General features: G+C 62.9%; 17 protein-coding genes and 2 pseudogenes. 14 read left to right on the forward strand and 5 right to left on the reverse strand.

The genetic code is table 11. The features are described 5' to 3' along the window. Positions 1 to 22 precede the first annotated feature (22 nt). The 10 genes and pseudogenes from GGQ98_RS07825 to GGQ98_RS07870 all read left to right on the forward strand — a co-directional run bounded on the left by GGQ98_RS07825 (position 23) and on the right by GGQ98_RS07870 (position 10716). On the forward strand, positions 23 to 2170 hold the full coding sequence (locus GGQ98_RS07825) for a TonB-dependent receptor (RefSeq protein WP_184067598.1): 2148 nt from the start codon (positions 23 to 25) through the stop codon (positions 2168 to 2170). Between the two features lie 91 nt (positions 2171 to 2261). Further along, positions 2262 to 3932: an FAD-binding protein gene (locus GGQ98_RS07830; protein ID WP_207791311.1), complete on the forward strand. Its 1671-nt coding sequence runs from the start codon at positions 2262 to 2264 to the stop codon at positions 3930 to 3932. A 27-nt stretch (positions 3933 to 3959) separates the two neighbouring features. Beyond that, positions 3960 to 4421 (forward strand): nuclear transport factor 2 family protein, encoded by a 462-nt coding sequence (locus GGQ98_RS07835; protein ID WP_184067601.1) that lies wholly within the window; start codon positions 3960 to 3962, stop codon positions 4419 to 4421. Positions 4422 to 4436: 15 nt separating this feature from the next. Then, positions 4437 to 5216, forward strand: a complete 780-nt coding sequence (locus tag GGQ98_RS07840; protein WP_184067603.1) for an SDR family NAD(P)-dependent oxidoreductase — start codon at positions 4437 to 4439, stop codon at positions 5214 to 5216. Continuing rightward, a complete protein-coding gene (locus GGQ98_RS07845) occupies positions 5217 to 5963 on the forward strand; it encodes a glutathione S-transferase family protein (protein WP_184067606.1) in 747 nt (248 codons plus the stop codon). An 18-nt stretch (positions 5964 to 5981) separates the two neighbouring features. After that, entirely contained in the window at positions 5982 to 6647 is a 666-nt protein-coding gene (locus GGQ98_RS07850) for a glutathione S-transferase N-terminal domain-containing protein (protein WP_184067609.1), read from the forward strand. Next, positions 6637 to 7749, forward strand: coding sequence for an alkene reductase (locus GGQ98_RS07855; RefSeq protein WP_184067614.1), 1113 nt, complete (start codon positions 6637 to 6639; stop codon positions 7747 to 7749). Before GGQ98_RS07850 ends, GGQ98_RS07855 begins: the two co-directional genes overlap by 11 nt. Before the next feature lie 39 nt (positions 7750 to 7788). Further along, the gene (locus GGQ98_RS07860; protein WP_184067617.1) at positions 7789 to 8751 is read left to right on the forward strand and encodes a TIGR03619 family F420-dependent LLM class oxidoreductase; all 963 of its coding nucleotides are present in this window, start codon (positions 7789 to 7791) and stop codon (positions 8749 to 8751) included. Positions 8752 to 8830: 79 nt separating this feature from the next. Further along, a pseudogene (locus GGQ98_RS07865) lies at positions 8831 to 9682 on the forward strand (SDR family NAD(P)-dependent oxidoreductase). Positions 9683 to 9684: 2 nt separating this feature from the next. Beyond that, entirely contained in the window at positions 9685 to 10716 is a 1032-nt protein-coding gene (locus GGQ98_RS07870) for an amidohydrolase family protein (protein WP_184067621.1), read from the forward strand. Positions 10717 to 10740: 24 nt separating this feature from the next. Here the strand turns inward: GGQ98_RS07870 and GGQ98_RS07875 are convergent, their stop codons facing one another. Genes GGQ98_RS07875 through GGQ98_RS07885 form a run of 3 tightly spaced genes read right to left on the reverse strand, consistent with a single transcriptional unit; the run spans position 10741 to position 13284 of the window. Continuing rightward, entirely contained in the window at positions 10741 to 11751 is a 1011-nt protein-coding gene (locus tag GGQ98_RS07875; RefSeq protein ID WP_184067624.1) for a zinc-dependent alcohol dehydrogenase family protein, read from the reverse strand. Positions 11752 to 11782: 31 nt separating this feature from the next. After that, positions 11783 to 12766, reverse strand: coding sequence for a zinc-binding dehydrogenase (locus tag GGQ98_RS07880; RefSeq protein WP_184067627.1), 984 nt, complete (start codon positions 12764 to 12766; stop codon positions 11783 to 11785). Further along, the gene (locus GGQ98_RS07885; protein ID WP_184067630.1) at positions 12763 to 13284 is read right to left on the reverse strand and encodes a nuclear transport factor 2 family protein; all 522 of its coding nucleotides are present in this window, start codon (positions 13282 to 13284) and stop codon (positions 12763 to 12765) included. The genes GGQ98_RS07880 and GGQ98_RS07885 overlap by 4 nt, the downstream gene beginning before the upstream one ends. Positions 13285 to 13497: 213 nt before the next feature. Here GGQ98_RS07885 and GGQ98_RS07890 point away from each other — a divergent pair, with 213 nt between their 5' ends. The 3 genes from GGQ98_RS07890 to GGQ98_RS07900 are packed head-to-tail and all read left to right on the forward strand — an operon-like array spanning position 13498 to position 16310. Then, complete coding sequence (locus GGQ98_RS07890; RefSeq protein WP_184067633.1) at positions 13498 to 14805, forward strand: acyl-CoA dehydrogenase family protein; 1308 nt, start codon at positions 13498 to 13500, stop codon at positions 14803 to 14805. A gap of 19 nt (positions 14806 to 14824) precedes the next feature. Beyond that, positions 14825 to 15613, forward strand: a complete 789-nt coding sequence (locus tag GGQ98_RS07895; RefSeq protein ID WP_184067636.1) for a 3-hydroxyacyl-CoA dehydrogenase family protein — start codon at positions 14825 to 14827, stop codon at positions 15611 to 15613. A gap of 58 nt (positions 15614 to 15671) precedes the next feature. After that, entirely contained in the window at positions 15672 to 16310 is a 639-nt protein-coding gene (locus tag GGQ98_RS07900) for a GntR family transcriptional regulator (RefSeq protein ID WP_184067640.1), read from the forward strand. A gap of 43 nt (positions 16311 to 16353) precedes the next feature. Here the strand turns inward: GGQ98_RS07900 and GGQ98_RS07905 are convergent, their stop codons facing one another. Beyond that, entirely contained in the window at positions 16354 to 17379 is a 1026-nt protein-coding gene (locus tag GGQ98_RS07905; RefSeq protein ID WP_184067644.1) for a phosphotransferase, read from the reverse strand. 737 nt (positions 17380 to 18116) lie between these two features. On the opposite strand from GGQ98_RS07905, the pseudogene GGQ98_RS18930 reads away from it, so the two are divergent. After that, positions 18117 to 18356: pseudogene (locus GGQ98_RS18930) on the forward strand (LysR family transcriptional regulator); the annotation flags it as partial. 260 nt (positions 18357 to 18616) lie between these two features. Here the strand turns inward: GGQ98_RS18930 and npdG are convergent. Beyond that, entirely contained in the window at positions 18617 to 19258 is a 642-nt protein-coding gene (gene npdG / locus GGQ98_RS07915) for an NADPH-dependent F420 reductase (RefSeq protein ID WP_243451766.1), read from the reverse strand. Positions 19259 to 19262: the final 4 nt, after the last annotated feature.

Raw genomic sequence — 19262 nt, forward strand, 5'->3', positions numbered from 1 at the left:
AAAATACATCGGGGAGAGGAACATGAACTCTATTTCTTTGCTGCGACTTTCGGTGCTGACTGGCGCCAGCGCACTCGCGCTGGTGCCGGCGGTCGCACTAGGCCAGACGACGGCTGCCGACATGGACGCCGAAACCTCCAACTCGGTCGAGGAAATCGTCGTTACCGCGCAGCGGCGCTCCGAACGACTGAGCGAGGTGCCGCTGACGGTCAACGTGCAGTCGCGTGAGCGGCTCGCCTCGTCGGGCGTCGTCTCGTTCAAGGAACTGGGTCAGGTTACTCCCGGCCTCAATTTCACTTTCATCGGCGGCGCGGCGCAGCCCACGATGCGGGGCATTTCCAGCCAGAGCACCGCTGCTGGCGCCGAGAACAACGTCGCGATCTATGTCGACGGCCTCTATCAGTCGAACATCTACGGCAACTCGTTCGATCTTCCGGACGTCGATCGCGTTGAAGTGCTGAAGGGTCCTCAGGGAACTCTGTACGGCCGCAACGCCACCGGCGGCGCTATTCTGGTGTACACGCGCAATCCCGAGTTCACAACGACCGGGAATGTCGAGATCTCAAACGGCCGATTCGATGGTGGGGGAAATGATTTCCGCGTGAAGGGTTTCTTTACCACGCCGCTCTCGGAGCAACTGGCTCTTAGTGTTTCAGGCCAATACGCCCATAATGACGGTTATTTCCGCGATGTGCTGCGCAACAAGCGCGCCGGCAAAATCACGTCCAAGAATTTTCGCGCCAAGATGCTTTTCGAACCCAGTGACGGCGTGAGCTTCCTGCTGAACGGTTTTTACAGCAAAAAGAACGATTACAGCGTGTTCGCGACCCAGAACCGTAACTCGCCGTTCCCGAACACGCCGACCAAGAAATATGACATCGCGAACGACACCGAAGGTTTCCTCAAGACGGAACAGTACGGCGTCAATCTCAGGGCCAGCATCGAGACCGATGCCGGTACCTTCACCAGCATCACCGGCTATGGCCGCGTGAAGCCGCAGGCGGTTGCGGATGCCGATGGTTCTCCCACGGCCGGTAACATCTACGATCTCAATCAGCCGGCCGAGACGATTTCCCAGGATCTGAGCTTCGCGTCCCGAGACTTCGGCATCTTCAGCTTCCTGGTCGGTGCCACCGCCTATCATGGCAAGGAAGAGTTCACCCCCCTCGCCGTGCGTGCCGCGCTCCCCGGTCCCACGTTTTACGAGATCGTTTCGTCCTCGCGGACCGATGCCTTCGCGGGCTTCGTCGAGACCACCGCCAAGGTGACGCCGACGATCACCGTGACCGGCGGCGTTCGCTATAGCTACGAAAACCGTGAAGCTCGGGGCCGCTTGGTCGTACCGGTCGTGCCGGAACAGCGCGCTTCGGCAACGTTCCGCGACTGGACCCCGCGTGTCTCGATCCGCTACTCGCCCGATCGCGATTACAACTTCTATGTAAGCTATGGCGAAGGCTTCAAGAGCGGCCTGTTCGACACTTCGGGCCTGCCAGGTGTGCCCGTTGAGCCCGAAACGCTCAATGCCTGGGAGGCGGGCTTCAAGACGTCGCCATTCGCTGGTCTCCAGATCAACGGTGCGCTCTTCCGCTATACCGTCAGTGATCTGCAGACCCAGACGAACAACGAACAGGGTCTAGCCGTTCTGGCCAACGCCGGCAAGGCGCGGATCGAGGGCGGCGAACTCGAGATCAACTACCGCATCACCCCCGAATTCCGGGTCAGCGGCAGCGGTTCCTATATCCCTACGGCCAAATATCTCGACTATGAGAATGCTGCGTTCGTGGCACCGGTCGCCGGCGGCGGGGGTGTCGACACGATCGTTCCCAACCTTGCAGGAACCCGCATCGCCAAAACGCCGAAATGGCAGCTCAACGCGTTGGCCGCCTATGAGACCAGCGTCTCCTTCGGCACGATTGGCGCCTCGGCAAACGTCAGCTATTCGTCCTACTTCTTCTACGAGCTCTCGCGCTTCGTGCATCAGGACCGCTATGCTCTCGTCAACGGCCAAGTCTACTGGTCGCCCGAGAATAGCGGCCTGAAGGTCAGTGTCTGGGGCAAGAACCTGACGAACAAGACCACGATCAACAATTATCTTGTCAACGCGACCGGTTTCAATGTGGTCTATCAGGCCCCGCTCGAAATCGGTCTCAGCGTCGGCTACGAGTTTTAATAGGGGCGGGCGGCGCGAGAGCGCCGCCGGTCTTGTCCGTCCCGACGGAGGATGTTCTGGACCTCGGATTCGGTCTGACGGGAGGAAGTGAGTGACGAAAGCAAGCCTGCCTTGGGATCACGAGGTCGATCTGGTGATCGTCGGCAGCGGCGCGGGCGCCGTGACCGCGGCGTTGCGCGCGAGAAAATGGGGCAAGACGGCGCTGATCGTCGAAAAGGCCGAGTTCTTTGGAGGATCGACCGCACTATCGGGCGGCGTGACATGGATCCCCAATGCAGCCCCTCTATTGCGAGCTGGTGCGGATGACAGCATCGAAAAGGGCCGTGCCTATCTGGACGCCTGCGCGGGCCCCTACGCTGCTGGCACCACGCGTGAGCGCCGTGAAGCCTATCTGAGCAAAGGCCCCGAAATGATCAGCTTCCTCGAATCCGAGGGAATGGAATTCGCCTATCTCGACGGCTTTTCGGACTATCATGAAGGTGAATATCCCGGTGGTCTGGCACGCGGACGATCTCTGGGCGGCAAGCTGTTCGCGTTGAACCGGCTCGGGGACTGGCTTCCCAAGATGCGCCGCGCCTCGGGCATACAGGAAATCCCGGCCACGGTTCCCGAAATCGGCCAGCTCGTGCTGAGCGGACGGACCTGGAAAAGCCGCATCACCTTCGTCAAGGTCGGCTGGCGCATGATCCAGCGCAAGCTCGGACGGCTGTTGGTGGCAGCCGGCGCGTCGTTGCAGGGTCGGCTTTTCCTGCTCGCCAAAAATGCTGGCCAGGAAATCTGGCTTGGTTCGCCGTTGACCGACTTGATCCGCGAGGATGGCAGGGTCGTCGGCGTGGTCGTGCGGCAGAATGGCCGCGACGTCCGTGTGCGAGCCCGCTACGGCGTGCTGCTCGACGCCGGAGGATTCGCCCGCAATCCCGACATGCGCGCGAATATGTCTCGTGTCCCGCACAGCCGATGGACCGTGGCGAACGAAGGCGACACCGGCGAAGTCATGCAGATGGCGACCGGTCTCGGCGCCGATACCGCTATGACGCAGGAAGCCTGGTGGATTCCCGCGTCTTTCCTGCCCGATGGATCGATTTCGTGGCATAATCCTATCGATATGGGCAAACCCCATGCAATTGTCGTCGATCAGGGCGGCTCACGCTATGTCAACGAATCCACCTCCTATGTGACGGTCGGGCTTGCGATGTTCGAGCGCGACAAGACCGTCCCTGCCGTGCCGAGCTGGTTCATCGTCGAGAGCCGGCATCGCGATCGTTACCGGATGGGGATCGCGCCGGCGGGCAAGACCCCCGAAGACTGGATTACCAGCGGCTATATGAAGCGCGCCGACACGATCGACGATCTGGCCCGGCAGTGCGATATTCCGCCCGAGCAACTGCGCAAGACCGTCGACCGCTTCAACGGCTTTGCCGAGGCCGGGCACGATGCCGATTTCGGGAAGGGAGAGAGCGCCTATAACCGCGTCTGGGGAGATCCAACCAATAAGCCGAACCCCAGCCTCGGCAAGATCGAGATCGGCCCGTTTTACGCGGTGAAGGTCTTCCCTGCCGATGTCGGAACCTGCGGCGGCCTGGTCGCAGATGAATATGCCCGCGTTCTCGACAAGGCTGGCCAGCCGATCCCCGGGCTTTACGCCGCCGGTAACATCACCGCGTCGGTGATGGGCCCATCCTATCCTGGTGCCGGCGCGAGCATCGGGGCGTCGATGGTGTTTTCCTATATCGCGGCCGACCACGCGCTGAGAGGCAGCTAGGCGGGCCGGGCGGAAAGGGACCACGACATGGACGACATGGCCCGGCTGGTCGCAGCGGAGCATATCAAAGAACTGAAGGCTCGCTATTTCCGGTTCGTCGACACAAAAGATTGGGCCGGATTGCGCGGCTTGTTTTGCGACCATGCGACGCTCCATTATACCGATTCCAATCCCGACACGGGTCCCCAGCCCGTCGATCAGGCCATGGTATTCATCGGCGAGACTCTGGCCGATGCGGCCACGATCCATCATGGCCACATGCCCGAGATCGAGATACTCACTTCGGACACCGCCAGAGCCATTTGGGCGATGGAGGACCGTGTCTTTTGGCCGGAGGGTTCGCGCAATCCCTACGGCTTGTATCAAATGCAGGGGTGGGGCCATTATCATGAAACCTATGAACGGCACGGCGAACAATGGCTGATCGCCACACTCAAACTGACCAGATTACGGCGATTGATCGAGCTGCAACCCGCGCGCGCGCTCTGATAATTGGGAATTGACATGGCTGGACTATTCGATCTTTCGGGCCAAGTGGCGATCGTCACTGGCTCTTCGCGCGGCATCGGTCGCGCCATCGCGATCCGCCTTGCCGAACAAGGCGCGCGGGTTGCCGTCTCCTCGCGCAAGGCGGCCGCGTGTGACGCGGTGGTCGAGAAGATTAATGCTGCGCACCCTGGTCATGCCGTCGCCATTCCAGCCAGTATCTCCTCCAAGCCGGATCTCGAACGGCTGGTCAGCGAGACGCGCGCGGCCTTTGGCCCGATCAGCATCTTGGTCTGCAACGCCGCCAGCAATATCCATTTCGGTTCGATGTCGGACATCAGCGACGAGATGATCCGCAAGATTTTCGAGAACAACGTGATGGCCAATCACTGGCTCGCACAGATGGTGTTGCCCGAAATGATCGAACGCAGGGACGGTGCCATCATCCTGGTCTCGTCGATCGGCGGCCTTCGCGGTTCGGAGGTGCTAGGCGCGTACAACGTCACCAAGGCGGCGGACATGCAGCTGGCGCGAAACCTGGCGGTCGAACATGGCCGCCACAACATCCGTACCAATTGCATCGCTCCGGGCCTTATCCGTACCGATTTCTCGAAGGCGCTGTGGGAAGATCCCGACAATCACGCGCGGGCCATGCAAGCCATGCCGATGAAACGGCTCGGCGAGGCGGACGATATCGCGGGCGCGGCGGTGTTCCTGGCATCGGCTGCGGGACGTTATGTGAACGGCGAAACCATTGTCATCGACGGTGGCCTGACGATCTCCACCAATGGCATCTAGATGGACTATCTGACCGTTGATCAGGCGCGCGAGGCCGATGGCCTGCGGCTTGTTCTGACAGCGGGCGTGCCGGGGCCGTGGAGCGAATCCGCAAAGCAGATATTCGCTTATAAGCGCATTGCCTTTCTGCCGGTCGCGCAGCAGCTGTTCGGCGAGAATGCCGAGCTGCTGGACTGGGTAGGCGCCCGCAATGCGCCGGTCGCGATCTATCCCGGCGAGGTTCCGAAGACAGGTTGGCGCGAGATACTGGCGCTCGCCGAGCAGCTGGCTCCAGAGCCCGCGCTTTTGCCGGCCGATGCCAAGGCGTGCGCCGACGTGCTCGCGCTGTCCGAAGCGATCTGCGGCCACGACGGCTTCGGTTGGAACCGCCGGTTGACGTTGTTCGTGGCAAGCGGCGGCGGCGCCAATGATCTCCAGCGCTCATACGGACTGGAACCCGAGACCGCCGCGCAGGCTCCGGCCCGCACGGCAACGATATTGCGCCTACTGGCTGAAACGCTGCACCGCCAATATGCGGCGGGACGACGAGCGTTCGTCGGCGACGGCATTACCGCCTGTGATCTCTACTGGGCTTGCTTTTCGCTGATGGTGCGGCCGGTGCGCCGCGACTGGGCCGCAATTCCCGATTTCGTCCACGATCTTTACGCCCAACTGCCGCCCGAGGTCGACGACGCCCTCGACGACCTGCTGATCGAGCATCGCGACCATGTTTTCGAAACATATGTGCGACTGCCGTTGGATTTCTGACGTCGATTGGAGACGCGCGTGATCGACCTCTACTACTTTCCCAGTCCGAACACCTGGAAGGTGTCGATCATGCTCGAGGAATGCGGGCTACCCTATCGCATCGTCCCGATCGACACGCTGGCCGGCGACCAGTTCAAAGCCGAATTCCTCAGGATAAGTCCGAACAACAAGGTGCCCGCCATCATCGATCATGACGGCGACAGCGGCGAGGTGAGTCTGTTCGAATCCGGGGCGATCCTGCTCTATCTCGCCGAAAAGACCGGCAAGCTGCTTCCCCCCGCGGGATCTGCACGCGCTCGCGCGCTCGAATGGCTTTTCTGGCAGATCGGCGGGCTTGGACCGATGGCGGGACAGACCCATTATTTTCGCAGAAACGCGCCCGAGAATATACAGGCCGTAGAGCGTTTCACTAGCGAAACGACCCGCCTTTACCGCGTGATGGACAGCCGTCTCGATGGCCGTGACTATCTGGCGGACACATACAGCATCGCCGACATCGCCTGCTGGGGATGGGTCTGGTTCTACGACATGCATGCGCAGGACCTCTCGGCTCATCCGAACGTCGCCCGCTGGTACGCGAGTGTCGGCGACCGACCGGCGGTAATCGCTGGACGCAAGGCGGGTCTGGATCTCGTCCCCGCCGAGCATCGCGGCATATTAGAAAGGGACGACCATGGCCACTGACCAGCGGCATCTCTTCACACCGATCAGCCTGGGACGGCTGACCCTTCCCAACCGGATCGTTATGGCGCCGATGACCCGGGCGCGCGCTTCTCAGCCCGGCGACGTGCCGACGTCGGTGATGGCCACGCATTATGCGCAGCGCGCCGGCGCGGGGCTCATCGTCACCGAGGCGAGCCAGATATCGCCCGAGGGCAAGGGCTACACTGGCACGCCGGGAATCTACAGCGCCGCCCAGCGTGAAGGCTGGATACTGACGACCGACGCAGTTCATGCCGCAGGAGGGCACATCTTCCTGCAGATATGGCATGTCGGGCGCGTCTCGCACGTCTCGCTCCAGCCCGACGGCCAGCCGCCGGTATCGGCGTCGGCCATCGCCGCGCAGGATACCAGTGTTTATATCGTCGACGAGCAGGGCGTCGCCGGCTTCGTGCTGTGCAGCGCGCCCCGCATGCTCGGCCTTGCTGAGATCGCGCGCGTCGTCGCCGACTATCGCCGGGCCGCGGCGCTGGCGATCGAAGCTGGCTTCGACGGCGTCGAGATACACGCCGCGAACGGCTATCTTATCGAGCAGTTTCTACGCAGCAACTCCAACCATCGCGACGATGACTATGGCGGCTCGCCCGAACGGCGCGTGCGCTTTCTCGACGAGGTAGCCTCGGCCGTGGCGTCCGAGATAGGCGCCGATCGGGTTGGCGTGCGACTGTCGCCGTTTATCACCTTCAAGGACATGGACGATCCCGAAATATTGGGCACGATCGGGCTGGCGCTCGATCGCCTCGATGCGATCGGCATCGCTTATGTCCATCTCGGCGAAGCCGACTGGGACGATGCGCCCACGATCCCGGACTCCGCGCGCATCGACTATCGCCGGCGCTTCCGCAACCGGCTGATCGTCGCGGGCCGCTATACCGTCGACAGCGCCGAGGCCGTGGTCGCCAACGGTCATGCCGATCTGGTCGCTTTCGGACGGCCATTCATCGCCAATCCCGATCTGCCGCACCGGCTGTCGATCGGCGCTCCGCTGGCCGAATATGAGATGGCCACGCTCTTCGGCGGCGATGAACGCGGCTATGTCGACTATCCAGCGCTCGACGCCAGCTGAGCCCTTCACATCGGTTATCGGCCGCCACCTTTTATTATATTGGTTGCGCAGCCGGTGTTTCCCTATCCTGCACCAGAAAGAGGGGAGAGAGATTTGCGGCTTCTGATCAATCCGTTCCGGACGGAGGCATGGTATGGCGAAAAGCTGCTACCGGTCCTTGACCTCATCCAGATCGCCGATCGCAAGGGTATCTATGGCGTGGACCTGCCCGAGCATGTTGTGATGGGCACCCGCGACCTCGACGATTATCCCTATGCGCCAAGCGCCAAGGCGCGCGATGCGATGTTCACCGCCCGCACCGATTTTCCCGAACCGATCGTGCTGCTGTCGGTGATCGGCGCGATGACGAAAAATCTGCGCCTGTCGACAGGCGTGCTGCTCGCCGCGCTGCGGCCCGCGGCGCTCCTCGCCAAGCAACTGGCGACGCTCGACGTACTCACCAACGGTCGTGTCGAGATGTCGATCGGCACCGGCTGGCAGAAGATCGAATATGATGCCGAGGGCATACCCTGGGAAGGCCGCTTCGGCCGCCTGTTCGAAACCGCTGAGGCCTGCCGCGTGCTGTGGACCCAGGCGCCCGCGAGTTTCCAGGGCAAGCATGTCGCCTTCGACGACATCTATTGCATGCCCTTTCCGGTCCAGCCCGGCGGGCCGCCGCTGATGTTCGGCCTCGCCCCGTCGGATCTCAACATTGAGCGCATGGCGAAATGGGCCGATGGCTGGACGCCGCTGGGCATGCCGCCGGCGGCCGTCGGCCAGGCGCTCGACCGCATCAAGCGCCGCATGGAGGAGCTCGGTCGGGATCCGACCAAATTCCGCCTGCGCCTCAACCCCGATCCGGTGATCCGCGACGGCAGACTCGACGTCGACGCGACCCTCGCCGGCATTCCGGACCTGGCCAAGATCGGCTGCACCGACGTGTCGGTGTTCATCTCGGCCTTCTGCAGCGGGCCCGACGATTTCGAGCCTTTCCTCGACAAATATCTCGCTTATGGCGAGTAGCCCGAGGGCTGAGCTAAGGGGAGCAAACGTCGTGGGCTTTCTCGACGAACGCTGCGCGCTGGCCGGCAGGATCGCGGTCGTGATCGGCGGCGGGGCCGGCATCGGCGAGGCGGTCAGTCTCGCGCTGGCGTCAGCGGGAGTCGAGCTGGCGATCTGCGACCGGGACGCTGAGGCGGTCGCCGCGACCGCCGTCAAGGCGCGGGCACTAGGCGGTCGCGTCCATCATGCCACCGCCGACGTACTCGATCCGGCGTCGATCGAGGCCTTCTACGTCGAGGTCGAAGCTGCGTTCGACCATGTCGATATCCTCGTCAATCTCGCCGGGGGGACGACGCGCCGCCCCTTCATGGATACGCGCCCCGACCATTGGGAGCATGATATCCAGCGCAATTATCGCTATGTGCTGCAATCGTGCCAGCGCGCCGTGCCGCTGATCCGCAAGAGTGGGCGCGGCGGCAGCATCATTAACTTCACGACGATCGAGGCGCATCGCGGCGCCGGCACCTTCGCGGTCTATGCCGGCGCCAAGGCCGGGCTCGAGAATTTCTCCCGCGCCCTGGCGGTCGAGCTCGGCCCCGAAAGGATCCGGGTCAACACCATCGCGCCAGACCAGACCCCCAGCATGGGCAATTGGAACGCCATGCGCGAAATGGGGCTGGATGCGATCGAGTCGCTTCCACCGGGCTATTTCGAGGCAGCGTGAAAAATGTATATACCAATGGGCGCACCGCCGCCCCCCGAGGAGCTCGGCAATGCGGTACTCTTTCTTGCCGGCGATCTCGCGGCCTTCGTGACAGGCACGACCCTGCACGTCGACGGCGGTTGTCACGCGTCGATGGGCTTCAACAACTGGCCTTATGGCGATAGCTGGGTTCCCGTCCCGATCGGCGGCACCCTACCGCGCATGTTCGGCGAGATGATCGAGAAGTGACGGTGGAACAGGTTTCCGAGCATCAGGAAGAGATTCTCGACCCCGCTCTCGAAATCTGCGACCCCCACCATCATCTCTGGCATCTCGACGAGCATGGCAGTTCGGAGCTGCTGCGGTCGATCAAGGTGCGCCGCTATCTGTTGCCCGAACTGCTCGAAGATCTGGAGGCCGGCCACAATATCGTCAGCACGGTCTTCCTGGACGCCCGCGCTTTCTATCGGGCCTCGGGCACGGCGGCGCTGGCGCCGGTTGGCGAAACCGAGGTCGTCAACGGCGTGGCGGCCATGGCTGCCAGCGGTCGCTATGGCGACCGGCGAATCTGCGCCGGCATCGTCGGGCGCGCCTATCTCGCCGATGGCGACGCCGTGACGGAAACGCTGGCCGCGCATGTCGCGGCCGGCGGCGGTCGCTTCCGGGGTATCCGCCTGAGCGCTTCGCTCGATCCGACCGGTTCCGTGCCCAGGCTGGCGGTCGAGCCGCCCGAGCATCTTTACACCTTGCCGGCCTTCCAGCGGGGTTTCGCCCGCCTGCGCGAGTTCGACCTGTCGTTCGACGCTTGGCTCTATCATCCGCAGATACCCGACCTGATCGCGCTCGCCCGCAACTTCCCGGACCAGCCGATCGTCCTCGACCATGTTGGCACGCCGATCGGCCTCGGTACCTATGCTGGCAAGCGCGCCGAGGTGTTCGAGATATGGCGGCAGTCGATCCGCGAGCTCGCGACCTGCCCCAATGTCTCGATCAAGCTGGGCGGGCTCGGCATGAGCATCTTCGGCTTCGAATATGGCGATGCGCCACTGTCGTCCGAAATCCTGGCCGACGCCTGGCGGCCCTATATCGAAACCGCGATCGAGGCGTTCGGCGTCGAGCGCAGCATGTTCGAGAGCAATTATCCGGTCGATAGCTTCACCTGCAGCTACCCGATGCTCTGGAACGCCCTCAAGCGCATAGCCGGGGGCGCCTCCGCCGACGAGAAGAGCTGGCTGTTTCGTCGCACCGCGGAGCGCTTCTACCGGATCGAGCCGGCCAGCTGAGCGCCCCGCGCGCGGCGACGCGGCTCAGATCGTGATGCAGATCTTGCCGAAATGGCGGCCCGTTTCCTGATAGCGGAACGCATCGGCCAGCTCCTCGAGCGGGAAGCTGCGATCGATGACGGGCAGGATGCCGGTCGCCTCAACGGCCTGAATAAGTTCGAGCTGGTGCGCGCGGCTGCCGACGGTCAGGCCGACCAGGCGGATCTGCTTGCGCATGATCAGCGCGGTCGGCACCGCACCCTCGCGCCCGGTGAGCGCGCCGATCAGGGCGATGTGCCCGCCGTTGCGCGCGGCGACGATCGATTGGCTCAAGGTGCCGACGCCGCCCACCTCGACGACGTGATCGACACCGCCTTTCCCGGTCAGCGCTGCAGCGGTCGTGCCCCATTCGGGGGTTGTGCGATAGTTGATCAGATGGTCTGCCCCGAGCGCTTTCAGCCGGGCGAGCTTCTCGTCGGACGACGAGGTGGCGATCACCGTCGCACCGCCGGCTTTGGCCAGTTGCAACGCGAAGATCGACACGCCGCCCGTGCCCTGCACCAGCACCGTCTCGCCAGCCTTCATCCGGTCATTGACCATGAGCGCGCGCCAGGCGGTGACGCCAGCGCAGGGCAGGGTCGCGGACTGCACGAAATCATAGCCGGCGGGCATGCGGGTGAGGGCGCATGCCGGCATCAGCACATGACGCGCCGCGAAACCGTCGCAGCCATCGCCGGGGACCGGCCGGAAGCCGCCGTCCAGCAGCGTGCCGTCCTGCCAGTTGGTGAAGAAGGTCCCCAGCACATGATCGCCGACCGCGAATTCGTCTACCGCGCTGCCGACTGCCACGACCTCGCCGGCGCCGTCAGACATCGGGATGCGGCCGTCCTCGCTGCGCAGGCCGCCAGTGACGACCAGATAGTCGTGATGGTTGAGCGAACTGGCCCGCACCCGTATCAGCACGTCGCGCGGGCCCGGCTCCGGAACCTCGAAGGTGGCGAGACGGAGGCTGTCGAGCGTGGCCGGGTTCTTGATCCGAATGGCATCGGTTTTCATGTGCAGGCGTTCTTGACAGGACCGCAACCGGTCAGGGAATGACGATCAGCTTGCCGACCGCCTTGCGATCGGCGAGCCGGCGAATGGCCTCGCCGCCACGTTCGAGCGGAAAACGCTCCGAGATCAGCGGTTTGATCAGGCCATCGCGATACATCTGCAACAGGGCCTGATTGTTGTGCTGGTGCTGGCCCGCATTGCGCTCCAGCCAGGCACCCCAGAAGATACCGATGATCGAACAGCCCTTGAGCAAGGCCAGGTTGAACGGCGGTGCCGGAATGCCAGCCGCGAACCCAATCACCAGATAGCGTCCTTCCCAGGCGATGCTGCGCAGCGCGGGCTCGGCATAGCCTCCACCGACGGCGTCGTAGATCACGTCCGCGCCGGACGGTAGCGCTGACTTGAACAGCGCTGCAAGCGCTCGCGGATCGTCGGGAGTCGTCGGATAGATCACGACGTCCGACGCGCCAGCTGCACGTGCGATCTCCGCCTTTTCGGGGGTCGAGACCCCGGCGACGACGCGCGCGCCGAGCGCACGCCCGATTTCGACCGCGGCGAGACCGACGCCGCCGGAAGCCCCGAGCACGAACAGCGTCTCGCCTGGCGCGATGGCCGCCTTGTCGACGAGCGCGTGATAGCTCGTACCATAGGTGACAAGCAGCGATGCCCCGACGTCGAACGGCACGTCGTCGGGCATCGACACGCATTTGCCGACTTCGGCATTGACCTTTTCGGCCAGTCCGCCCCAGCCCACGCTCGCGATCACCCGCTGCCCGACCGTCAGACCATCGACATCGGGACCCAGCGCCTCGACGATGCCCGACACCTCGACGCCCGGCGAGAAGGGCCGCTCGGGTTTGAACTGGTAGCGATCCTCGATGATCAGCACGTCTGGATAATTGATCGCGCAGGCCCGCACCGCCAGGCGCACTTCACCGACTCCCGGCACCGGATCGGGACGTTCGCCGATGGCAAGACTTTCAGGCCCTCCCGGCACGCTGCTGAGCAGCGCCTTCACGACCGGCTCTCCCTCAGATTGGCGAAGATCGCATAGGAGGGATCGTCGTCGCCATGACGCCCGACGGTCAACCTCTCGATATCGGCGAGCCGCGATGCGCCATCCCCATGCTCCCGCAGGAAATCGATCACCACCAGCCGTCGGAATATCTTCCAGACGCCATCGCGGCGCTGCAGCCGATCGACATATCGCCCGTCCACCGCCTCGATCCGGGCTTCATCGTCGCGCAGGCGATGCTGTGAGGCAAAATAAGTTTCGGCGACGGCCTCGTCCCCGGAGAATTCGATATAGGACTGGCCGAGCCTGTGCGCCGTTCTCGAATAGGCATCGGCCATGTAGCGCAATATGAACGGCACGAAATCGGTGGCGGTGCCGGCGAAGATGCCATGGTCGTCGATCGCGTCCGGCCAATAGGCATCGGCTATCCTGTCTCCTTCGAGCCGATCGATACCGCGACAATAGCTGCTCAGTACGCTTTGGATCGCAAGCCGATCCGCCAGCTCCGCGTCGAAATCCATATGCCCCTCCGAATAGCAGCGGACCTCTTGGCACTGCCGCGCTTTTAACCTTCATCGAGCAATAAGACTGAACACTCCAATAGCAATATTTGCCGCATTCGATGCCCGAAAAGCATTACCGTCATGCGTGCGTCACGCACCTTTCAACAGAAGCGGCTTGTTGGACTAGGACAAAAAATGTAGGACGTTTTATCATCTCCAGAGGATTTTGAAATGGATATCAGCCGCAGCGCACGAAGCCTCGAACTTGCCGACAAGCTCGAGGCCTTCATGGCGGAGCACATCTATCCCAACGAACGCCGCTATTATCTGGAGGCCGAGCGACTCGGCCCCTGGGCGATCTATCCGGTCGTCGAGGAGCTGAAGCCGCTCGCAAAGGCGGCGGGGCTGTGGAACCTGTTCGTGCCGATTGCCGAATCGCGCGACGGGCTGAGCAATGTCGATTATGCGCCGCTATGCGAGATCATGGGCCGCTCGCTGTTCGCCCCCGAAATCTTCAACTGCGCGGCGCCTGACACGGGCAATATGGAAACCATCCTGCGCTACGGCACTGACGAGCAGAAGGCCCGCTGGCTGGAGCCGCTATTGGCTGGCGAAGCGCGTTCCTCCTTCGCGATGACAGAGCCCGAGGTGGCGTCGTCCGATGCCACCAACATCGGCAGCTCGATCGTCCGCGACGGCGACTCGTATGTCCTCAACGGTCGCAAATGGTACACGACTGGCGCAACCGATCCGCGTTGTCGCGTCATAATCTTCATGGGCAAGAGCGATCCCTACAATGCGGACAGCTATCGCCGTCAGTCTATGATCCTTGTGCCCAAGGACGCGCCCGGCGTCCGCGTCGTCCGCGCGCTGCCGGTGTTCGGCTATTACGGCGTGCCCGATCGCGCTGCCGAAGTGACCTTCGACAATGTGCGTGTGCCCGCGACGAACATGCTGCTCGGCGAGGGCTGCGGCTTCGAGATCGCACAGGGCCGGCTCGGGCCGGGCCGTATCCACCACTGCATGCGCCTGATCGGGCTGAGCGAGCGGGTCCTGGAGCGGATGTGCCGCCGGTCGGCAGAGCGCACCGCCTTCGGCCGCCTGCTGTCGGAGCAGACCGTGACGCTCGAGCGGATCGCCGAGGCGCGGATCATGATCGAGCAGGCGCGGCTGCTGACTATGAAAGCGGCGTGGATGATGGATACCGTCGGCAACAAGGCCGCCCGTCAGGAAATCGCGATGATTAAGGTTGCGGCACCGATGATGGCGCAGGAGATCATCGACTGGGCGATCCAGATGTTCGGCGGCGGCGGCACTGGCAACGATCATCTGCTCGGGGCCGCCGCGGCCAACGCCCGGCTGCTGCGCCTCGCCGACGGGCCCGACGAGGTGCACCGCAATCAGATCGGCCGCCTCGAGATCCGCCGCCACCAGAACATCGATCCGGCGCGCACCGGTGGCGATGCCGACGTGCTGTCGCTCGTGCAGGCCGAAAGGATGGCCGCCGAAGGCCTGTGGCCGAACCCCACCCATCAATAGCGGATTCGGATTCGGAGCCATGGAAAAGATAGGCGTCGTCGGAGCAGGACTGATGGGTGCGGAAATCGCACTCGTCTTCGCGCTCGCCGGCCATGACGTGCTGCACAACGATCGCAACGAAGCCAGCCTCGAGCGCGCGACGGCGAGGCTGGCGATACTGCTGCAAAAAGGCGTGGAGCGGGGGTTCTATACCGCCGACACAATCGCGCGGGCGCTGCAGCGTATCCGCACCACCACCAGGCTCGACGACTATGCCGGGGTCGACATGGTGACCGAGGCGGTGTTCGAGGCACAGGACGTCAAGGCCGCCATACTCGCCGAGCTCGATTGCGTGTGCCGCCCCGATTGCCTCATCGCGAGCAACACGTCGACGATTCCGATATCGACACTCGCCGGCCTCTTGCCGCAAGCGCGGCGGCCCTATTTCGTCGGCACCCATTATTTTTCGCCGGTATCTCGCATGAAGCTGGTCGAAGTGATTCCGGGCTTCGAGACCGCGCCGGCAACGATAAGCATTGCGATGCGGTTGATGGCAGCCGTGGGCAAGACGCCGATCCGCGTCAAGGATGTTGCGGGCTTTGCTGTCAATCGTATGCTGCACATGTTTATCATTGAGGCGGTCCGTTTGGTGGAGGAAGGCGTCGCGACTCCAGAGGATATCGATACCGCATGCCGATTGGGGCTGGGCCATCCGATGGGCCCGTTCGCGCTGATGGACGCGGTCACCTTGAGCTTGTGCGTTCAGGCGCAAGAGATCATGCAGGAAGCTTATGGCGAGCGATTCCGTCCCCCCGCGCTTCTCAAGTAACGAGTCCGCGCCGGCTTTGCCGGTGGCAAGGGAAAGCCAGGCTGGCGCACCGCACCGGGTGGATGATGACAGTCGCAGCCCGCGCGAGCAGGTCGTCCGCAGTATCATCTGCGGGCTGTACGACGGGCGCTACACACCAGGACAACGATTGAAAGAAATCGACCTGACCAAGAGTATGCACGTGAGCCGGGGCCCCGTGCGTGAGGCGCTCAATCGCCTCGCCGCAAGCGGTATCGTCTCGCTGACGCTTCAACGCGGTGCCCAGGTCCGCCGATTGTCCCGGGACGAGGCGATCGGAATATTGGTGATCGTTCAGTCGCTGGTCGGGATAGCGGCACGGTTCGCTGCCGAGCGCGCGGGCGTGGAGGATTCGGAGCGACTTAACGCCGCGCTCAATCGGCTGGTGCATTTCGATCCGGCCAGCAACGCCCCCGAACATGCGCTGGCGCGCGACCATTTCTATGCAACGCTGACCGATGTGTCTGGCAATGCTGAACTCAAGCGAATTCTTCCGACGGTGCAGATCCACCTGATCCGTACGCAGTTCCGCGCTGAGATGGCGGTGACGCACCGCCATCGTCATGATGATTATCGTCGGATCACCAAGGGGGTGATGGCAGGCAAACCGGCCGCTGCAGAAAATGCCGCCAAGGCCCATATCGCGCGGGCGATCGCTGCACTGCGGGCAGCCATCTAAAAGGATCGTGACCGATCCGGCGACACAAAGCTCATAACTATGCTTAACTCCCGGCGATTTCCCAACCGATCGCGGCCAGCGGCGCCGCCTTCCCGCCCACTTCAGCTGCGTCGTCTGAGCTTGCATTGCCGTTCTGCGCCCGACGCGATACCCCCTGCAAAATGGCCGCGACCCGGAACAGGCTGAACGCCAAGTAGAATTTCCAGTGCGGGAGTTCAGAACGGCTGGTACGTTCGCAGTAGCGCCTTAAATAATCCGCCTCTTCGGGAATGCCGAGCGATGCTCGATCGAGATCAGCAAAGCCGCGAAACAGATCTGCGCCGATCCGCCAGACCATCATGTGATAGGCGAAGTCGGCGACCGGATCGCCGAGCGTCGATAGTTCCCAATCTAGCAATGCTACTACCCGCGGTTCGGTCGGGTGGAAGATCATATTGTCGAGGCGCAAATCGCCGTGGAAGATGCGGACGGGCTGCTCGCGGGGCAGATGGCGGGGCAGCCAGTCGATGAGCCTCTCCATCGCGGGGATGGCCTCCCCCTCGCTTGCCCGATATTGGCGCGTCCAGATCGACACCTGACGCTCGACGAAATTGTCGGGCCGACCATAGCCTTCCAGTCCGATCGCAAAGGGATCGATGCTGTGGAGACCGGCAACCGCCGCATTCATACCGTCAAAAATCGCTACGCGTTCGTCGGGTGCGACGCCCGGCAGTCGCTGATCGTAGAAGATCCGCCCCTCTGCAAAATCCATCACGAAGAAGGGGGCGCCGAGTAGCGAGGGATCTTCGCACAGTGCATGTGCCCGCGGTACCGGGACGGTTCCGCCGTCGAGCGCTCTCAATACGCGAAATTCACGCTCGATCGCATGGGCCTTGGCCAGTAACCTGCCCAAGGGCTTGCGGCGAAGCACATAGTCACCCGAGGCCGTCGATAGCCGGAACGTCGGATTGGACTGGCCGAAGCCGAATTTGGTTAGGACGCCCGGGCCGCTATATCCGTCGACATGCCGTTCCAACCAGGCCTCAGCAGCGGGCGACAGAGGCGCGTCGGCCGGATCCGAAGTCATCATCCGTGATCGCTCTTTCGAATCTTCGCCATTGTCGAATGTTATAAAATGTCCTACATTTTTTGCAACACCGTAGACGCGGACAGGAGGACAGCCGCCCGGCCTGCCAGATGATCGTCGCGGAGCCCGTTTCTGGACTGTGCCGCTAACGCACGAAGCGGTGGGCGTAGTCGGCGCCCCGCCCAATGCGTTTCCCCAGGGGTCGATATAGGTATAGCCGCCCGTGACGTGGAACAGGGTTGCCATTTTCGCGATATCCTCGGGGACGATCAGCGTGTGAGTCTCGCCTGCGGGTTCGAACGTATAGTCGCCGGCCGACGCGACCCAATCATGCTCAAGATAGCGCCAGCCACCGCGCAACGTGAAAGCATGGACTGGGCCGCTCTACCGGTGATGGGAAGGTACGCCCGAGCGGCGCGCGCGCAGAATGCTGAGATAATAGCTCTGACTGAGGTTCAGGATCAGCGGTTTGAACGAAACGTCGTCCGACTGTGGAACCCAGTCCCGGCTCCAGGTCCAACCCGCCGGACGTGAAGATATCGGCGATCATACCGCCCGGTTGTGGCAGCTGATATGCCACTTTGCTGATGTCTTGTGCCATGAGCCGGGTGTTGCAGCTACGGTGCGCGGTGACCACCCCGCACCACGCGAAGCTGCTATGATGATCGGTCACAAATGGCGCCGCCATGGAGGGATGTTGCCATCTTTGCTCAGGTCGTAGCTGAACTCAGGTCGTAGCTGAAGGAGATTTTTCGTCCGCTGCGCGGGCATTGTCGTTAAAGCCCTCCACCGTCAGCAAGGCTATTTCTCGGCTCGAGGGAGTGCTCGGCCGCCGCCTATTCGACCGCTCATCGCGCTCGATGGAGCTAACCTCTGAGGGGAGCCGGTGCGGCGAAGCGACTGCGCGGCTGCTCGCCGCGGTGGACGATGCCTGGTCCGTTCTCGCACCCGACGATCCTAAGGGAACTTTGCGCGTGTGACGCGCAAGATCGCCACGAGCCGTTGGATCACGGCCTGTGCACATATGGGACAGCGGGTGCGGCCATCGTCGATGCTCTCTGCGACGGACGGTAACAGGCTGCGTCGCCTTGACGCGCGGTTTTCGGCGTCAGTATTGCCGAGCGAGCGAATCAGCACATCGATATGGCGGCTAGGACCGAACAAGGGGAGCTACCGCTGCCTTTTCTGAGCCCGGATCGTGATTGACAACGGCTATGCGGGCCTCGATTGAGCGACCGTCTCAGATGCCGGTAATTTGGATCCCGCCTCCATCGATCTGATAGGTTTTGTTGAGGAAGATTAGAACCGACGTCATCGCCTCGGCTGCGGCCGAATTGACCAAGGCGCCGCCGTGCAGCCCGCGAAGGCCCATCTCGGTGGCGAGCGCCACGACCTTCTCCCGTGCTTCCTTGTCGTCCCCAAACACCAATACGTCGCATTGGATCTCGGCGTTGGTGATGAGCTTGTGGGCCGCGACATTGTGAAACGCTGATACGACCGTTACCTGATCACCGAGCAATGTCTGCGCCCGCACCGCGGCGCTGCCTTCGGGCGGTAACTGAACGCGCATCACTTTGGGCGGCATCAACGGCACTGTCGTGTCGACGACGATCTTGCCGACGACATCCGCCGCGATCTCGGCGAGCGTATCCTTCTGCGCCGCGAAAGGTACTGCTACAATCACGATCTCCGCGGCGGCGGCGGCATCGCGATTAGTGCGGCCCGCTAGCCCGAGGCCTAGCTTCGAAGCCATCTGCTCGGCGGCTTCCGCCGACCTTGAGCCAATGATGACCTCACGCCCAGCTTTTGCAAGGCGTCCGGCGATCGCTGCGCCGAGCTTTCCAGTGCCGCCCACGATGGCGATGATTTCGCGCTTTTCCAATGAA

Source organism: Sphingosinicella soli (assembly GCF_014199685.1).
Taxonomy (GTDB): Bacteria; Pseudomonadota; Alphaproteobacteria; order Sphingomonadales; family Sphingomonadaceae; genus Sphingosinicella; species Sphingosinicella soli.

Excerpts from the sequence above, each read along its gene's own strand:
- GGQ98_RS07825 (WP_184067598.1), top strand. The coding sequence starts at position 23 with ATGAACTCTATTTCTTTGCTGCGACTTTCGGTGCTGACTGGCGCCAGC.
- GGQ98_RS07890 (WP_184067633.1), top strand. The coding sequence starts at position 13,498 with ATGGATATCAGCCGCAGCGCACGAAGCCTCGAACTTGCCGACAAGCTC.
- GGQ98_RS07875 (WP_184067624.1), bottom strand. The coding sequence starts at position 11,751 with ATGAAAACCGATGCCATTCGGATCAAGAACCCGGCCACGCTCGACAGC.
- GGQ98_RS07845 (WP_184067606.1), top strand. The coding sequence starts at position 5,217 with ATGGACTATCTGACCGTTGATCAGGCGCGCGAGGCCGATGGCCTGCGG.
- GGQ98_RS07905 (WP_184067644.1), bottom strand. The coding sequence starts at position 17,379 with ATGATGACTTCGGATCCGGCCGACGCGCCTCTGTCGCCCGCTGCTGAG.
- GGQ98_RS07835 (WP_184067601.1), top strand. The coding sequence starts at position 3,960 with ATGGACGACATGGCCCGGCTGGTCGCAGCGGAGCATATCAAAGAACTG.
- GGQ98_RS07885 (WP_184067630.1), bottom strand. The coding sequence starts at position 13,284 with ATGGATTTCGACGCGGAGCTGGCGGATCGGCTTGCGATCCAAAGCGTA.
- GGQ98_RS07895 (WP_184067636.1), top strand. The coding sequence starts at position 14,825 with ATGGAAAAGATAGGCGTCGTCGGAGCAGGACTGATGGGTGCGGAAATC.
- GGQ98_RS07855 (WP_184067614.1), top strand. The coding sequence starts at position 6,637 with ATGGCCACTGACCAGCGGCATCTCTTCACACCGATCAGCCTGGGACGG.
- GGQ98_RS07840 (WP_184067603.1), top strand. The coding sequence starts at position 4,437 with ATGGCTGGACTATTCGATCTTTCGGGCCAAGTGGCGATCGTCACTGGC.